This is a genomic window from Micromonospora sp. NPDC049559, from assembly GCF_040676675.1.
In the GTDB taxonomy this organism is placed as follows: Bacteria; Actinomycetota; Actinomycetes; order Mycobacteriales; family Micromonosporaceae; genus JBFAPK01.
The window spans coordinates 129,093-142,256 of the sequence record NZ_JBFAPK010000008.1 but is presented as its reverse complement, the minus strand read 5'-3'; the positions used below and the strand labels follow the sequence as shown (position 1 = coordinate 142,256).

At 75.8% G+C, this 13,164-nt stretch carries 14 protein-coding genes; 6 read left to right on the top strand and 8 right to left on the bottom strand.

What is annotated here, in order from left to right; translation table 11 throughout:
• Nucleotides 1–80: 80 nt before the first annotated feature.
• From AB0J86_RS12625 to AB0J86_RS12610, 4 genes are all read right to left on the bottom strand, one after another.
• Nucleotides 81–1,148 carry an ABC transporter ATP-binding protein gene (locus tag AB0J86_RS12625; protein WP_363856504.1) on the bottom strand — a complete coding sequence of 356 codons (1,068 nt, stop codon included), beginning with the start codon at nucleotides 1,146–1,148 and terminating at the stop codon, nucleotides 81–83.
• A gap of 101 nt (nucleotides 1,149–1,249) precedes the next feature.
• The gene (locus AB0J86_RS12620; protein ID WP_363856502.1) at nucleotides 1,250–2,005 is read right to left on the bottom strand and encodes an ABC transporter permease; all 756 of its coding nucleotides are present in this window, start codon (nucleotides 2,003–2,005) and stop codon (nucleotides 1,250–1,252) included.
• 98 nt (nucleotides 2,006–2,103) lie between these two features.
• Nucleotides 2,104–2,904 carry a molybdate ABC transporter substrate-binding protein gene (modA, locus tag AB0J86_RS12615; RefSeq protein WP_363856399.1) on the bottom strand — a complete coding sequence of 267 codons (801 nt, stop codon included), beginning with the start codon at nucleotides 2,902–2,904 and terminating at the stop codon, nucleotides 2,104–2,106.
• On the bottom strand, nucleotides 2,901–3,326 hold the full coding sequence (locus tag AB0J86_RS12610) for a helix-turn-helix domain-containing protein (protein WP_363856397.1): 426 nt from the start codon (nucleotides 3,324–3,326) through the stop codon (nucleotides 2,901–2,903). Before AB0J86_RS12610 ends, modA begins: the two co-directional genes overlap by 4 nt.
• A 103-nt stretch (nucleotides 3,327–3,429) precedes the next feature.
• Between AB0J86_RS12610 and AB0J86_RS12605 the strand changes: the two genes are divergently transcribed.
• Entirely contained in the window at nucleotides 3,430–4,545 is a 1,116-nt protein-coding gene (locus tag AB0J86_RS12605; protein WP_363856395.1) for a class I SAM-dependent methyltransferase, read from the top strand.
• 69 nt (nucleotides 4,546–4,614) lie between these two features.
• Here the strand turns inward: AB0J86_RS12605 and AB0J86_RS12600 are convergent, their stop codons facing one another.
• On the bottom strand, nucleotides 4,615–5,217 hold the full coding sequence (locus AB0J86_RS12600) for a response regulator transcription factor (RefSeq protein ID WP_363856394.1): 603 nt from the start codon (nucleotides 5,215–5,217) through the stop codon (nucleotides 4,615–4,617).
• A 178-nt stretch (nucleotides 5,218–5,395) separates the two neighbouring features.
• Entirely contained in the window at nucleotides 5,396–6,001 is a 606-nt protein-coding gene (locus AB0J86_RS12595; RefSeq protein ID WP_363856393.1) for a response regulator transcription factor, read from the bottom strand.
• 320 nt (nucleotides 6,002–6,321) lie between these two features.
• Between AB0J86_RS12595 and AB0J86_RS12590 the strand changes: the two genes are divergently transcribed.
• Complete coding sequence (locus AB0J86_RS12590; protein WP_363856391.1) at nucleotides 6,322–7,362, top strand: LLM class flavin-dependent oxidoreductase; 1,041 nt, start codon at nucleotides 6,322–6,324, stop codon at nucleotides 7,360–7,362.
• A 54-nt stretch (nucleotides 7,363–7,416) separates the two neighbouring features.
• On the opposite strand, the gene AB0J86_RS12585 is transcribed toward AB0J86_RS12590, so the two are convergent.
• Together AB0J86_RS12585 and AB0J86_RS12580 are read right to left on the bottom strand one after the other, a co-directional pair.
• Nucleotides 7,417–8,106, bottom strand: coding sequence for a response regulator transcription factor (locus tag AB0J86_RS12585; protein ID WP_363856389.1), 690 nt, complete (start codon nucleotides 8,104–8,106; stop codon nucleotides 7,417–7,419).
• Nucleotides 8,103–9,461 (bottom strand): histidine kinase, encoded by a 1,359-nt coding sequence (locus tag AB0J86_RS12580; protein ID WP_363856388.1) that lies wholly within the window; start codon nucleotides 9,459–9,461, stop codon nucleotides 8,103–8,105. The genes AB0J86_RS12585 and AB0J86_RS12580 overlap by 4 nt, the downstream gene beginning before the upstream one ends.
• A 141-nt stretch (nucleotides 9,462–9,602) precedes the next feature.
• Between AB0J86_RS12580 and AB0J86_RS12575 the strand changes: the two genes are divergently transcribed.
• The 4 genes from AB0J86_RS12575 to AB0J86_RS12560 are packed head-to-tail and all read left to right on the top strand — an operon-like array spanning nucleotide 9,603 to nucleotide 13,112.
• Entirely contained in the window at nucleotides 9,603–10,145 is a 543-nt protein-coding gene (locus AB0J86_RS12575; protein WP_363856386.1) for a hypothetical protein, read from the top strand.
• Nucleotides 10,142–11,239, top strand: a complete 1,098-nt coding sequence (locus AB0J86_RS12570) for a peptidoglycan-binding protein (protein ID WP_363856384.1) — start codon at nucleotides 10,142–10,144, stop codon at nucleotides 11,237–11,239. The genes AB0J86_RS12575 and AB0J86_RS12570 overlap by 4 nt, the downstream gene beginning before the upstream one ends.
• Entirely contained in the window at nucleotides 11,236–11,922 is a 687-nt protein-coding gene (locus AB0J86_RS12565) for an ABC transporter ATP-binding protein (RefSeq protein ID WP_363856382.1), read from the top strand. The genes AB0J86_RS12570 and AB0J86_RS12565 overlap by 4 nt, the downstream gene beginning before the upstream one ends.
• Nucleotides 11,919–13,112, top strand: coding sequence for an ABC transporter permease (locus AB0J86_RS12560; RefSeq protein WP_363856380.1), 1,194 nt, complete (start codon nucleotides 11,919–11,921; stop codon nucleotides 13,110–13,112). The genes AB0J86_RS12565 and AB0J86_RS12560 overlap by 4 nt, the downstream gene beginning before the upstream one ends.
• Nucleotides 13,113–13,164 lie beyond the last annotated feature (52 nt).

Here is a 13,164-nt window from a genome sequence, read left to right as displayed (position 1 = left end):
CAGTGCACCAGCGCCCCGACCGGCCGTCAATCCACCGACCCGCATATCCCAGTATTTGAATAGGAATAGTAGGTACGGCGTCAGGCCCGCGCCTCCGGCGCCGCCGGATAGACCCGGACCTCGGTCGCCTTCACCGAGGCCCAGAGCGGCTGCCCCGGGGCGAGCCGCAGCTGTGCGGCGGCGGCCGGGGTGACGTCGGCGGCCACGTCGACCGCGCCATCGAGCTGGATGCGCAGGTTGTCCCCGTGCCGTTGGATGCCCGCGATGGTCGCCGGCCAGACGTTGCGCGGGCTGCCGTCCGGGCGGCGCGGATAGAGGGCGACGGCCGAGGGCGGGTACGCGACGAAGACCTCGTCCCGGTACCGGCCGGCGGTGGTGAGGGCGAAGCCGGCCCCGATCCGTACGGTGTGGCCGTCGGCGTGGCCCCGGTGCAGGTTGAGCCCGACGAGTCGGGCCACGTAGTCGGTACGGGGTTGCGCGGTGATGGTGGCGGCGTCGCCCTCCTGGACGACCCGGCCGTTCTCGACGATGACGAGCCGGTCGGCGAGGACGAGCGCGTCGAGCGGGTCGTGGGTGACCAGCAGGGTCGCCCCCGGATGCGCGCCGAGATGCCGTTGCAGCTGGGCGCGGGTGTCGAGGCGGGTGCTGGCGTCGAGGGCGGCGAGCGGCTCGTCGAGGAGCAGCAGCGCCGGCTCGACCGCGAGGGCGCGGGCCAGCGCCACCCGCTGGGCCTGCCCGCCGGAGAGCTGCCGCGGCCTGCGGCGGGCGTGGTCGGCCAGCCCCATCCGGGCGAGCCAGGCGGCGGCGACCTCGCGGGCGCGCTGGCGGCCGAGACCGTGCCGGCGCGGTCCGAAGGCGACGTTGTCCAGCGCGCTCAGGTGGGGAAAGAGCAGGTAGTCCTGGAAGACCACGCCGATCGGGCGCCGCTCGGGCGGCATCCACCGTCGCGCGCCGGGCCGGTCGAGGTCCCGACCGCCCAGGGTCACGTGTCCGGCGTGCAACGGGGTCAGGCCGGCGAGCGTCCGCAGCGCGGTGGTCTTGCCCGCGCCGTTCGGGCCGAGCAGCGCGACGACCTCGCCGGCGCCGATCCGCAGGGCGAGGTCGAGCCGGAACCCGCCGCGCTGCACGACGAGGTGGGCGTCGAGCATGGGGGTATCGGCGACGGGTTCGTCCGTGGTGACGGCCCGGTGGTCGGGCGCGGTCGTCCGCCCGTGGTCCGGGGCGGTCGTGCGCCGGTGGTCGGGGGCGGTCATGCGCTGGTGAGCCAACGGTCGCGGAGGCTGGCGAGGATGGCCACCGAGACGGTGAGCAGGACGAGGCTGAGCACGATCGCGGCCTGCAGGTCGGTCTCCAGGGCGAGGTAGACGGCGAGCGGCATGGTCTGGGTACGGCCCGGGAAGTTGCCCGCGAAGGTGATGGTGGCGCCGAACTCGCCGAGCGCCCGGGCCCAGCAGAGCACCGCCCCGGCGGCGATGCCGGGGGCGACCAGCGGCAGCGTGACGTGGGTGAAAGTGGTCCAGCGGCCGGCGCCGAGGGTGGCGGCGGCCTCCTCGTACCGGGCGTCGGCGCCGCGCAGCGCCCCCTCCACCGCGATGACCAGGAACGGCATGGCGACGAACGCCTCGGCGACGACGACCCCGGCGGTGGTGAACGGCAGGGTGACGCCGAAGGTCGAGTCCAGCCAGCCGCCGAGCAGCCCCCGGCGGCCGAAGACCAGCAGCAGGGCGACGCCGCCGACCACCGGCGGCAGCACGAGCGGAACGGTGACCAGGGCGCGTACGAGGCGCCGGCCGGCGAACTCGACGCGGGCCAGCAGCCACGCCAGCGGTACGCCGAGGGCCAGGCAGAGCAGCGTGGCCAGGGTGGCGGTCTGCAACGACAGCCGCAGCGCGGTGAGCACGCCCGGTTCGACCAGCCGTCGCGGCAGCGTCGTCCAGGGGGTGCGGACCAGCAGCCCGACCAGCGGCAGCACCAGGAAGAGCAGGCCCAGGGCGGCCGGCACCAGGAGCGCGACCGGGACCCGGCCGGTCCGTCGGCGCGGGTACGCGGGCCGGCCGGGTGCCGGTCGGACCGCCGTACCCGGGCCGTCGGGTCGGGACGCGCTCACGGTGCCTGGAAGCCGGCCGCGGCGAGCACGTTCTTTCCGGGTTCGGAGAGCACGTAGGCGACGAACGCCCGCGCCGCCGCCTTGTTGGGAGCCTGCCTGAGCACGATGATCGGGTAGTCGTTGACCGCCCCGGCCGACTCCGGGAACTCCACGCCGTCGACGTCGGCCGCGGCGGCCTTCACGTCGGTGCGGTAGACCAGCGCCGCGTCGACCTCGCCGAGCTTGACCTTCGCCAGCGCGGCCTTGACGTCCTGTTCGAGGGTGACCGGGGTGAGCTTCACCCCGGCGGCGTCGAGCGCCTTCTTCGCCGCCGCGCCGCAGGGCACCTGCTCGGCGCAGAGCGCGACCTTGGCGCCGGGTCTGGTCAGGTCGGTCAGCCCGGTCACCCCGTCGGGGTTGCCCTTCGGTACGGCGATGACGAGTTGGTTGCGGACGAAGGTGGTCGGGCTGCCCTCGCCGTTGCCGGCGTCGGTGACGGTCTTCATGTTCGCCGGCGCGGCGGAGGCGAAGACGTCAGCCGGCGCGCCCTGGTTGACCTGGGTCGCCAGCGCGGAGCTGCCGGCGAAGCTGAAGGTGACGCGCACACCCGGGTTGGCCGCCTCGAAGTCCTTGCCGATGGTGGTGAACGACCCGGTCAGCGAGGCCGCCGCGAGCACCGTGAGCGTTCCGGAGACACCCGTACCGCTCCCTTGCGCACCGGGTTCGGCGGTGCCGTCGCCACCACCGCAGCCGGCCAGCCCCACGGCCGTCAGCGCGGCGAACGCGACCACGGCGGTACGGAATCGTCGTGTCGTCACGAGCTGTTCCTCCCTCTGCTACCGGCGGTCGTCGCGGGTTTCTCCACCACGACCGTGGTCGACTTGATCACTGCGACCGCCACCGAGCCGACCCGCAGACCGAGGTCCTCGACGGCCTCCCTACTCATCAGCGACACCAGCCGGAACGGTCCGGCCTGGATGTCCACCTGCGCCATCACCGTGTCCTTCACCACGGCGGTGACGATGCCGCGCAACCGGTTCCGCGCCGACGACTCCTCCGCGCGGTCCTCCGGGTCGCCGCCCTGGGCCCGGACGAACTCGGCGAGCGCCACCCCGTCGATCACCCGGTGCCCGTGCTCGTCCCGGACGGCCGGCAGGCGTCCGGCGTCGACCCAGCGCCGCACCGTGTCCACGCTGACCCCGAGCAGCTCGGCGGCCTCACCGATCCGAAACATCGTCACGCGGACACGTTAGCCGGCCGCAATCACCAAGGAAAGCCGCCGGTTCAGCTCGCATCCGCCCGGCACACTGGCCTATTCAGGCTCGAATCTGCATGATGGGGCCATGGCTGGTGAACCGGTGACCGTACCGGCATGGCAGACCCTGGGCGACGAGCGGGCGCGCCGATGGACCGAGGTCCTCGACCACCTCGCCGCCGCCCTTCCCCCCGGCGCCGTCACCGTCGTGGTCGACGGCGCCGGCCCGTACCCGGCGGTCGTCGCCGACCGCCTCGCCGAAACGCTGGCCGCCGCCGGCCGTCCCTGCGCCCGCCTCACCGACGCCACGCCGCTGGCCGACGAGGACACCTGGCGGGCCGGCGGAACCCCGGGGTCCGTCGCCGTCGCCGACGGGCCGCGCTGGCGCGCCCACCCGCCCGCCGGCGCGTGGGACGTGGTCGTCTGGCTGCGCACCCCGCCGACCGGCCCACCCGCGGACGGGGACCGGGGTCGCGGCGGCGACGTCGTCATCGACCTGCGCGATCCCGACTGGCCGGTGATCCGTCGCCTCGCCGAGCGGCTCGCCCCCTGGGAGCGCTGGTACGTCGGCGAGTCCCGGGCCTTCTTCGCCGTCCGCGCCGCGACCTGGGACACCAAGTTCGGCGACGACCTGCCCGCCTACACGGCCGCCGTCGTCGAGGCCCGGTTGCCGCCCGGCGGGGTCGCCGTCGACGTCGGCTGCGGCACCGGCCGCGCCCTGCCCGCCCTGCGGCGCGCCGTCGGACCCACCGGTACCGTCGTCGGCCTCGACCTCACCCCGGAGATGCTGACCGCCGCCCGGCGGCACCGCCACGACGCGGCGGCCACGCTGGTCCTCGGCGACGCGCGACGCCTACCCTTCGGGTCCGGCACCGTCGACGCGATCTTCGCGGCCGGCCTGCTCACCCACCTGCCCGACGCCGAGGCCGGCCTGCGCGAACTCGCCCGGGTCACCCGGCCGGGCGGCCGTCTCGTGCTCTTCCACCCGTCCGGCCGCGCCGCCCTCGCCGCCCGGCACGGCCGCACCCTGGGCCCCGACGAACCGCTCGCCGAAGCCCCGCTGGACCGGTCGACCTCCCGCTCCGGTTGGCACCTCGCCAGCTACGACGACGCGCCGCACCGGTTCCTCGCGATCGCCACCCGCCGGCCGTACCCGTCGTCGGGCGCCCGCCCGCGACCGGCCGGCGGACATGCCCGGGGATGACGGGCGGAACGCCGCGCGGCGATGACCGGCCGCGCCGGTCATCGGCCGCCCCGACGGGCCCGGCCGCGCTCAGATCCAGCCGGACTCGCGGGCGATCCGTACCGCCTCGATCCGGGTACGCGCCCCGACCTTGCCGGCGATGCGGGACAGGTGGTTGCGCACGGTTCCCGGTGAGAGCGCGAGCTTGGCGGCGATCTCCCCGATCGGCCAGCCCTCGGCGGCGATCTCCAGGATCTCCGTCTCGCGGTTGGTCAGCGGGCTCTCCGCGGTCAGCGCGGCGACGACCAGGCCGGCGTCGATCACCGGCTCGCCCCGGGCGAGTTGGCGCACCCCCTCGACGACCCGTTGCGGGTCCACGTCGTGCCCGAGGAAACCCACGGTCCCGATCCGGGTACGCAGCGCCTCGCCGAGGGTCCGGCAGCGCCGCGGATCGGCCAGTACGAGCAGCGGACAGCGGAGTTCGTGGCGCCCGGCGTACTCCAGCGGTCCGTCGGCGCCGAAGAGTCCGAGGTCGACCACGGCGACGTCCGGGCGGGTCTCGCGCACCGCCGGCCCGAGTTCGTCGAACCGGTCGAGTTCCGCCACGACGTCGATGTCGCCCTGTACGGTCAGGACGTAGGCCAGCGCGCCGCGCACCAGTGCGCCATCGAGGGCGAGCAGTGTCCGGATCAAAATACCCCCTGCTGCTGGTAACGACGAGATCACGATGCGTAAACATTTAAGCATGGGCGTCCCGTGATCGCCCGTCGGGCGAGCGGCACGACAAGGCACCTGAGCTGCGAGTCAGCCCCGGACGGGGCGCCCCGGAGGGGTCACCGACCGTCCTCCGGACCGAACGAACTGTTACGCCTCAGAGCCAGCCGGCGCGCTGGGCGCGCCGGATCGCCTCCAGCCGGGTACGCGAGCCGGTCTTGCGCAGGATCGCCGAGAGGTGGTTGCGGACGGTGCCGTGCGCCAGGTACAGCCGACGGGCGATCTCCTTGAGCGGCAGTCCCTCGGCGGCCACGTGCAACACCTCGCGCTCGCGCCGGGTGAGCGGGTTCTCCGGCGGACTCAGGGCGGCCACCGCGGCAGCCGGGTCGAGCACGACCTCGCCGGCCGCGACGGCGCGCAGCAGCCGGGCCAGCTCGGCGGGCTGGAGGTCCTTGCCGACGAAGCCGCGTACCCCGGCGCGCAGCGCCTCCGAGAGGATCCGCGGGCTGTCCTGCGCGCCCAGCGCCAGCACCGCCGTACGCGGCGCCTCCACCAGCAGTTTCTGCACCGTCGCGAGCATGTCGAGCCCGCGCAGCTCCACGTCGACCAGCACGACGTCCGGCCGTTTGGTGCGGATCACCGCGAGCACGTCACCCGACTCCGGCAGGTCCGCCACCACCTCCAGGTCGTCCTCGCCGGACAGGACGGCCCGCAGCGCCCCGCGCAGCAGACCCATCTCTTCGACGATCACGATGCGGATCACGGAGCTGTCTCCGATCTCGGTGCCCGGGAGCACCGCCCGAGGGGGTCGAAAGGCCCGGCCGGATCGGTGACAGCAGGCGCGACTTCAGCACCGATGCGACCCTCCGTATCGGAAGACTGCGCAACATCGTACTGCCGACCCGAGGAAGTCGCACTTCCTCGGGCCGCGCCCCCGCCACCCGCCTCCGCGTCCGTCCCACCGGTCGGCGGACACGCCGCGCGGCGGCGTTGACCGGCCCGGGTGGAGCGTGCTCTGCTCTCACCACGGACGGCTCAGCGGTCCCGGCGCCCGGGCCGGCGGCGGGCGGACCTCGGAGGAGCATGCGGACCAGCGTCCCCACCCGGGCGGTACGGGCACACCTGTTCCTGCTCGCCGGGCAGTTCCCGGGTACGACGCACGCCGACGCGCTCGCCTCGGCGCACCGGTACGGCCTCGCGGCCGAGCGATCCGGCTTCGACGGGGTGTGGATCGCCGAGCACCACTTCATCCCGTACGGGGTCTGCCCCTCGGCGCTGGCGTTCGCCGGGCACCTGCTCGGCGCCACCTCGCGGATCACCGTCGGCACGGCGGCGGCCATCCTCTCCAACCGGCACCCGGTCGCGCTCGCCGAGGAGGCGGTGCTGCTCGACGAGCTGTCGGGCGGCCGGTTCGCCCTCGGCGTGGCCCGCGGCGGGCCCTGGGTCGACCTGGAGGTCTTCGGCACCGGGCTGGACCGGTACGAGCACGGCTTCGGCGAGTCCGTCGAGTTGCTCTGCCGCTGGCTCTCGGGCGCGTCGACCGTCGGCGCCACGGGCGCGCGCTTCGCCTTCCGGGACGTACCGGTGGTGCCCCGACCCCGGCGTCGGGTGCCCGTCTGGATCGCGGCGACCTCGTCCCCCAGCGTCGCGCTGGCCGCCCGGCACGGGCTCCCCCTGCTGCTCGGCCTGCACGCCGACGACGCGGAGAAGGCCGCCCTGCTGACCGAGTACGCCGCCGTCGCCGCGCGCCACGGCCACGACCCGGCCGGGGTGGCGCACGCCAGCGCGCACCTGGCGCACGTCGCCGACACCGACGAGGCGGCCCGGGACGCGGTCCGCGCCGCGCTGCCTGGCCTGCTCGCCGGCGTCGGCGCGTACGTGCGGATCGACGGCTCGGCACCGAGGACCCCCGATCCGGAGGGCTACCTGCGCAGACTGCTGGAGCTGCATCCGGTCGGCGGCCCACGGCTGTGCCGGGAGCGGCTCGCCGCGACGGTCGCGGCCACCGGCGTACGGCACCTGCTGCTGATGGTGGAGGGTGCGGGCGACCGGGCGGCCACGCTGGAGAACATCGCGCGCCTCGGCGCCGAGGTGATCGACGACCTGGCGCCGACGCACGGCTGAGCGGAGCCGCTGGTCCGGCACGGGCCGGCGGTGGTGGGGCGGGTCGCGGCGGGCTCAGGCGTTCTCCCCGAGCCGGACCAGCCCCAGCTCGTACGCGAGGATCACCGCCTGTACCCGGTCGCGCAGGCCGAGCTTGGCGAAGATCCGTCCGATGTGCGTCCGGACGGTGCCCGGGGCGAGCCGGAGCTCCTGGGCGATCTCGGTGTTGGACCGGCCGCGGCCGATCAGCGTGAGCACCTCGCGCTCGCGCGCGGTGAGCGGGCCGAGCCGGTCGTCCGGCCGGGCGGGGGCCGGCGTGGTGCGCACGAAGTGGGCGATCAGCCGCCGGGTGACGCTCGGCGCGGCGACCGACTCCCCGGCGGCGACCGCGCGGACCGCGCCCAGCAGGTCGTCGGCGAGCGCGTCCTTGAGCAGGAAGCCGCTCGCCCCGCCGCGCAGCGCGCCGTACACGTACTCGTCGAGGTCGAACGTGGTCAGGACGAGCACGGCGATCCGCGGGGCGGCAGCCACGATCCGCCGGGTCGCCTCGATGCCGTCCATCCCCGGCATGCGGATGTCCATCAGCACCACGTCCGGTCGGGTGCGTTCGACGACGCGTACCGCGCCCGCGCCGTCGCCGGCCTCACCCACCACGGCGATGTCCTCGGTCTCGTCGAAGATGACCCGGAACGCGGTGCGCAGCAACGCCTGGTCGTCGACCAGGACGACCCGGATGCGCCGGTTCGCGGTGGGATCGTCGGTCACGGCGTCCCGGCCGGTACGGGCAGCCGGGTGCGGACCAGGAAGCCGCCGTCCGGGTTCGGGCCGACCGTCAGCGTGCCGCCGAGCAGGCCGACCCGCTCGGCGATGCCGCGCAGACCGTTGCCGGGCCCCGCGTCCGGGTCGGCCGACGGTCCGGTGCCGTCGTCGCTGACCTCCACGTCGACGTACGCCGGCCCGGTGGCCAGGCGGACCCGGGCCCGGGCACCGGCGCCGGCGTGTTTGAGCGTGTTGGTGAGCGCCTCCTGCACGATCCGGTACACCGACACGTCCACGCCGGGCGGCAGGTCGACGGGGGCGCCGTCGTGCGTGTACAGCACCGGCACGCCGGCCGCCCGTACCCGCTCGATGAGGGTCGGCAGCGCGGCGACGCCGATCGGCGCGAGCGCGTCCCGCGCGTCCGGCTCGGCGCCGAACGTGCCGACCAGCCGGCGCAGTTCGGCCAGCGAGTCCCGCCCGACCGTGATCACCTCCCGGACCGCCCGGGTCGCGCGCTGCGGATGTCGGTGCTGGGCGGCGAGCGCGGCCTGCGCCTGGGCCACCATCACCGACAGGCTGTGCGCGAGCACGTCGTGCAGGTCGCGGCCGATCCGGGCGCGCTCGGCCGCCGCCGCGAGCGCGAGCCGCTGCTGCTGCTCGCGCTCCAGGTCGGCGGCGCGCTCCTCGAGGATCCGGAGGTGGGCGTGGCGACTGCGGGCGGCCTCGCCCAGCGCGTACGCGAGGGCCAGCGCCAGCAGCACGATCCCCGCCAACTCGACGATCTGCTGCTGGACGAACGCCAGCATCCGCTCGTCGCCGCCCGCCGGCTTGACCTCCGTCATCCGGTCGCCGCCGAGCACCGACCCGGGGTCCACGACCGGGTCGTCGCCGACCGCCGAGTCGCCGGCCGACGCCGCCGGCCGGGCCCCGGCGGCCAGCGCGCTGCCCAGGCTCACCGCCACCTCGACGCCCGCCGTCGCGGCGAGCGCCGCCAGCGACCGCCAGCGGGACCGGCTCCGGCTGGCCACGGTGTAGAGGACGACCAGCACGGCCAGGTCGATCAGGGTCGGGAACGGGACGCGCCGGTGGCACGCCTCCGCGACGACCTGGTGCGCGGCGGCGCCCACGCCGGCAAGGACGAGCGCGGCCACGGGCCAGCGGCGCCGCACCGCCAGGCCCAGGACGAGCAGCGCCGTGAACGTCCACCACAGCGCGAACGCCCAGGGCTGCGCCGCCACCGCCTGCCCCGGCTTGCCCGGCGCCGGGTTGGACAGCGCCACCATCGTCGCCGCCAACAGGGCGTCGAACAGGTGGCCGCGCCAGGCGGGGAGGCGGCGGTAGAGGTCGGTGAGCGGCGGCACGCATCCAGGGTAGGCAGCGGGCCGACCGGACACATCAGACTCCGCTCGTACGCCGGCTCCGCGCTCGCTCGTACCGGCCGGCGGGCCGGATCCGATCCGGCTCCGACGACAACGGCATCGGCCGGCGCGAGGCTCGACGGCATGACCAGATGCATTCGACTCGGCGTCGCGGCCGTCGTCGTCGCGGCTCTCGCCGGGCTCACCGGATGCCGGGCCGAGTCCCCGGCCGCAACCCCGTCGCCGGCCGCCAGCGGGCTCGGCGAGGCACAGATCGTGGCGATCCTCGAGGAGCACGCCCAGTGCGTCCGGGACCACGGCGTCGCCGGCTTCCAGCCACCCAGGTTGGCTGACGGCCGGATCCAGGGCAAGGGCGAGGCGCCGGCCGGCGCCGACCAGGAGGCGGTGATGGCGGCCCTGGACGCGTGCGACGCGATCGCCAGGCGGCTGCCTCAGAGCCTGTGGCGGAAACCGGATCCGACCGCGGCGGACCTCGACAAGCTGCGGCAGCTCGCCGCCTGCCTGCGACAGCACGGGTTCCCGGACTGGCCCGACCCGGACGCCCGGGGCAGGTTCGCGATCAGGGGCACCCCGATGGAGCAGGCCGTGAAGGGCGACAGCGGGCGGGACGCGTTCGACGCGTGCCGCCAGTACGAGGTCGGCTTCGGCATGACGGAGCCGCAGTGACCCGCCGGCGGCAGGTGCTCGGCGGCGCGCTCGTGGCCGTGGTGACCGGCGGCGCGGCCGGCGCGGCGTGGCTGGCCGACGCGGCGCGGCCCGGGCGCGAGGGCCCGGCGGCGGCTCCGGTGCCGACGGAGACCGCCGAGGTGACCCGCGGCACCGTCTCGGAGCGGGTCCTGGTCAACGGCACGTTCGGGTACGGCGTCGCGTACCCGGTGGTCCACCTGGGCGGGTCCGGCGTGGTGACCGCGCTGGCCGCGCCGGAGACCGTGGTGGCCCGCGGGGCGCGGCTGTACGCGGTGGCCGACCAGCCCGTCCGGCTGCTGTACGGCGCCACGCCGGCCTACCGCGACCTCGCGTACGGCATGACCGACGGTCCGGACGTGCGGCAACTGGAGCAGAACCTGGTCGCGCTGGGCCACGACCCCGACCACCGGCTGACGGTGGACGGGCACTTCTCCCGGGCCACCGCCGCGGCGATCCGCCGCTGGCAGGCCGCCTGGGGCGTGCCGGCCGGCCGGCGCACCGGCACACTGCCGCTGGGCCGGGTGGTGTTCCAGCCCGGGGCGCTGCGGATCGACGAGGCGCGGGTCGCGCTCGGCGCCCCGGTACGCCCGGACCAGCCGGTGGTGACGGTGACCCCGACGAAGCCGGTGGTCTCCGCGCAGGTCACCGCGGAACGGCGACGCCTGGTCGAGGTCGGCGCCCCGGTCACGATCACCATGGGCGGCACGCCGCCGTTTCCCGGCACCGTCCTGGCGGTCGGGCGGGCGCCCGCCGCGCCGGAGCAGTCGGGCGGGCCGGGGGACGCCGCCACGCCCGCCCCGTTCCAGGTGACGATCGGCGCGACCCCACCGTCCGGGGCGGGCGACCTCGACCGGGCGCCGGTGACGGTGGCCCTCACCCGGCAGACCCGCGAGAACGTGCTGCAGGTGCCGATCACCGCGCTGCTCGCCCGGCCGGGCGGCGGCTACCAGGTACGGCTGGACTCGGACCGGTACGTGCCGGTCGAGCCGGGCCTGTTCGACGGTGCCACCGGACGGGTCGAGGTGACCGGCGAGCTGACCGCCGGCCAGCGGGTGAAGGTTCCCGTCCGGTGAACGCCGTGCTGGAACTGCGCGACGCGCGCAAGACCTATCCGGGCAGCCCGCCGGTCGAGTCGATCCGCGGCGTCAGCCTCGCCGTACGCGGCGGGGAGCTGGCGGCCGTGGTGGGCCCCTCCGGCTCCGGCAAGTCCACCCTGCTCAACCTGGCCACCGGGCTGGACCGGCCGACCAGCGGCTCGGTCCGGATCGCCGGCGAGCCGATCGAGCGCCTCTCCGACCGGCGGCTGGCCGGCCTGCGCGCGTACCGGATCGGGGTGGTGTTCCAGCAGTTCCACCTTCTGCCGCAGCTCAGCGCGCTGGACAACGTCGCGACCGGCCTGCTCTACCGGGGCGTACCCGCCGGGCGGCGCCGCGCCGACGCCGCCGAGGCGCTGTCCCGCGTGGGGCTGGCCCACCGGGCGCACCAGCGGGCACGCACGCTCTCCGGCGGCGAGCAGCAGCGGGTGGCCATCGCCCGGGCCCTGGTCGGCCGGCCGCCGATCCTCTTCGCCGACGAGCCCACCGGCAACCTCGACTCCGCCAACGGCGCCGAGGTCCTCGGGTTGCTGCGCCGGCTGAACGTCGAGGGCACCACGATCGTGGTCATCACCCACAGCGACGAGGTCGCCGGGGCCGCCCGCCGGAAGATCACCTTGCGCGACGGGCTCGTCGCGCACGACACCGGGAGCACCGCATGAGCCTGCTGCCTCGCCTGCGCGTCACCGACCTGCTGACGGTCGCCACGGTCGGGCTGCGCACCCGACCGGCCCGCGCCGCCCTGTCGGTGCTCGGCGTCGGGATCGGCATCGCCGCGCTCGTCGCGGTGCTCGGCATCACCCGATCCAGCCAGTCCGACCTGCTCGCCCGGATCGACCGGCTCGGCACCAACCTGCTGACCGTGGCCGACGGGCAGGGCCCGGGCGGGGAGGAGCAGCCGCTGCCGGCGACCGCCGCCGGCGGCGTCAGCCTCACCACGGGGGTGCTGGCCAGCGCGCCGACCGCGGAGCTGCCCGGGGTGACCGTACGCCGCACCGACCGGGTGCCGCCGGCCCAGTCCGGCGGGCTGGCGGTACGCGCCGCCGACGCGTCGCTGCTGGCGGTCCTGGACGGGCGGCTCACCCACGGTACGTTCCTCACCGAGGGGACCGCCCGGTTCCCGGTCACCGTCCTCGGGCACACGGCCGCCCAGCGGCTCGGCGTCGAGGATCTCTCCGGCGATCCGCGCGTCTTCGTCGCCGGGCACTGGTACACCGTCATCGGCGTCCTCGCCCCGCTCGACCTCGCGCCCGAGGTGGACCGGTCCGCGCTGGTCGGGTTCGCCGCCGCGGTCCGGGACTTCGGCCACGACGGCGCCGCCAGCCGGATCTACGTCCGCGCCCGGCAGGACCGTACCGTCGAGGTCGCCACCATGCTGGCCCGCGCGGCGAATCCGGAGCGACCCGACGAGGTGGCGGTGAGCCGGCCGTCGGACGCGCTCACCGCCCGCCTGGCCGTCGCCGACTCCGGCACGGCGCTCTTCCTCGGGCTCGGCGCGGTGGCCCTGCTCGTCGGCGGGGTCGGCATCGCGAACATGATGGTCATCGCGGTCCTGGAGCGACGGACCGAGATCGGGCTGCGCCGCGCGCTCGGCGCGGGCCGCCGGCACGTCGCCGGGCAGTTCCTCCTCGAATCGCTGCTGCTCGGCGCCGCCGGAGGCGTCACCGGTGCGCTGCTCGGCGCCGCCGCCACCTACGCGCTGGCCGTCCAGCGCGGCTGGCAACCCCTGGTACCGCCGTCGGCGGTCGGTCTCGCGCTCGCCGCCGCGTGCCTGGTCGGCGCGGTCGCCGGCCTCTATCCCGCGCTGCGCGCCGCCCGGCTCACCCCGACCGACGCGCTGCGTACCGGGTAGCCGGCGCGGTCCCCCGCGGTCGTCCGGCCCCGCCCCGGCGGTCCCGCCCCGC

Coding starts and splice junctions, on each gene's coding strand:
- AB0J86_RS12590 (WP_363856391.1), top strand. CDS start 6,322: ATGCGGACCAGCGTCCCCACCCGGGCGGTACGGGCACACCTGTTCCTG.
- AB0J86_RS12560 (WP_363856380.1), top strand. CDS start 11,919: ATGAGCCTGCTGCCTCGCCTGCGCGTCACCGACCTGCTGACGGTCGCC.
- AB0J86_RS12625 (WP_363856504.1), bottom strand. CDS start 1,148: ATGCTCGACGCCCACCTCGTCGTGCAGCGCGGCGGGTTCCGGCTCGAC.
- AB0J86_RS12605 (WP_363856395.1), top strand. CDS start 3,430: ATGGCTGGTGAACCGGTGACCGTACCGGCATGGCAGACCCTGGGCGAC.
- AB0J86_RS12575 (WP_363856386.1), top strand. CDS start 9,603: ATGACCAGATGCATTCGACTCGGCGTCGCGGCCGTCGTCGTCGCGGCT.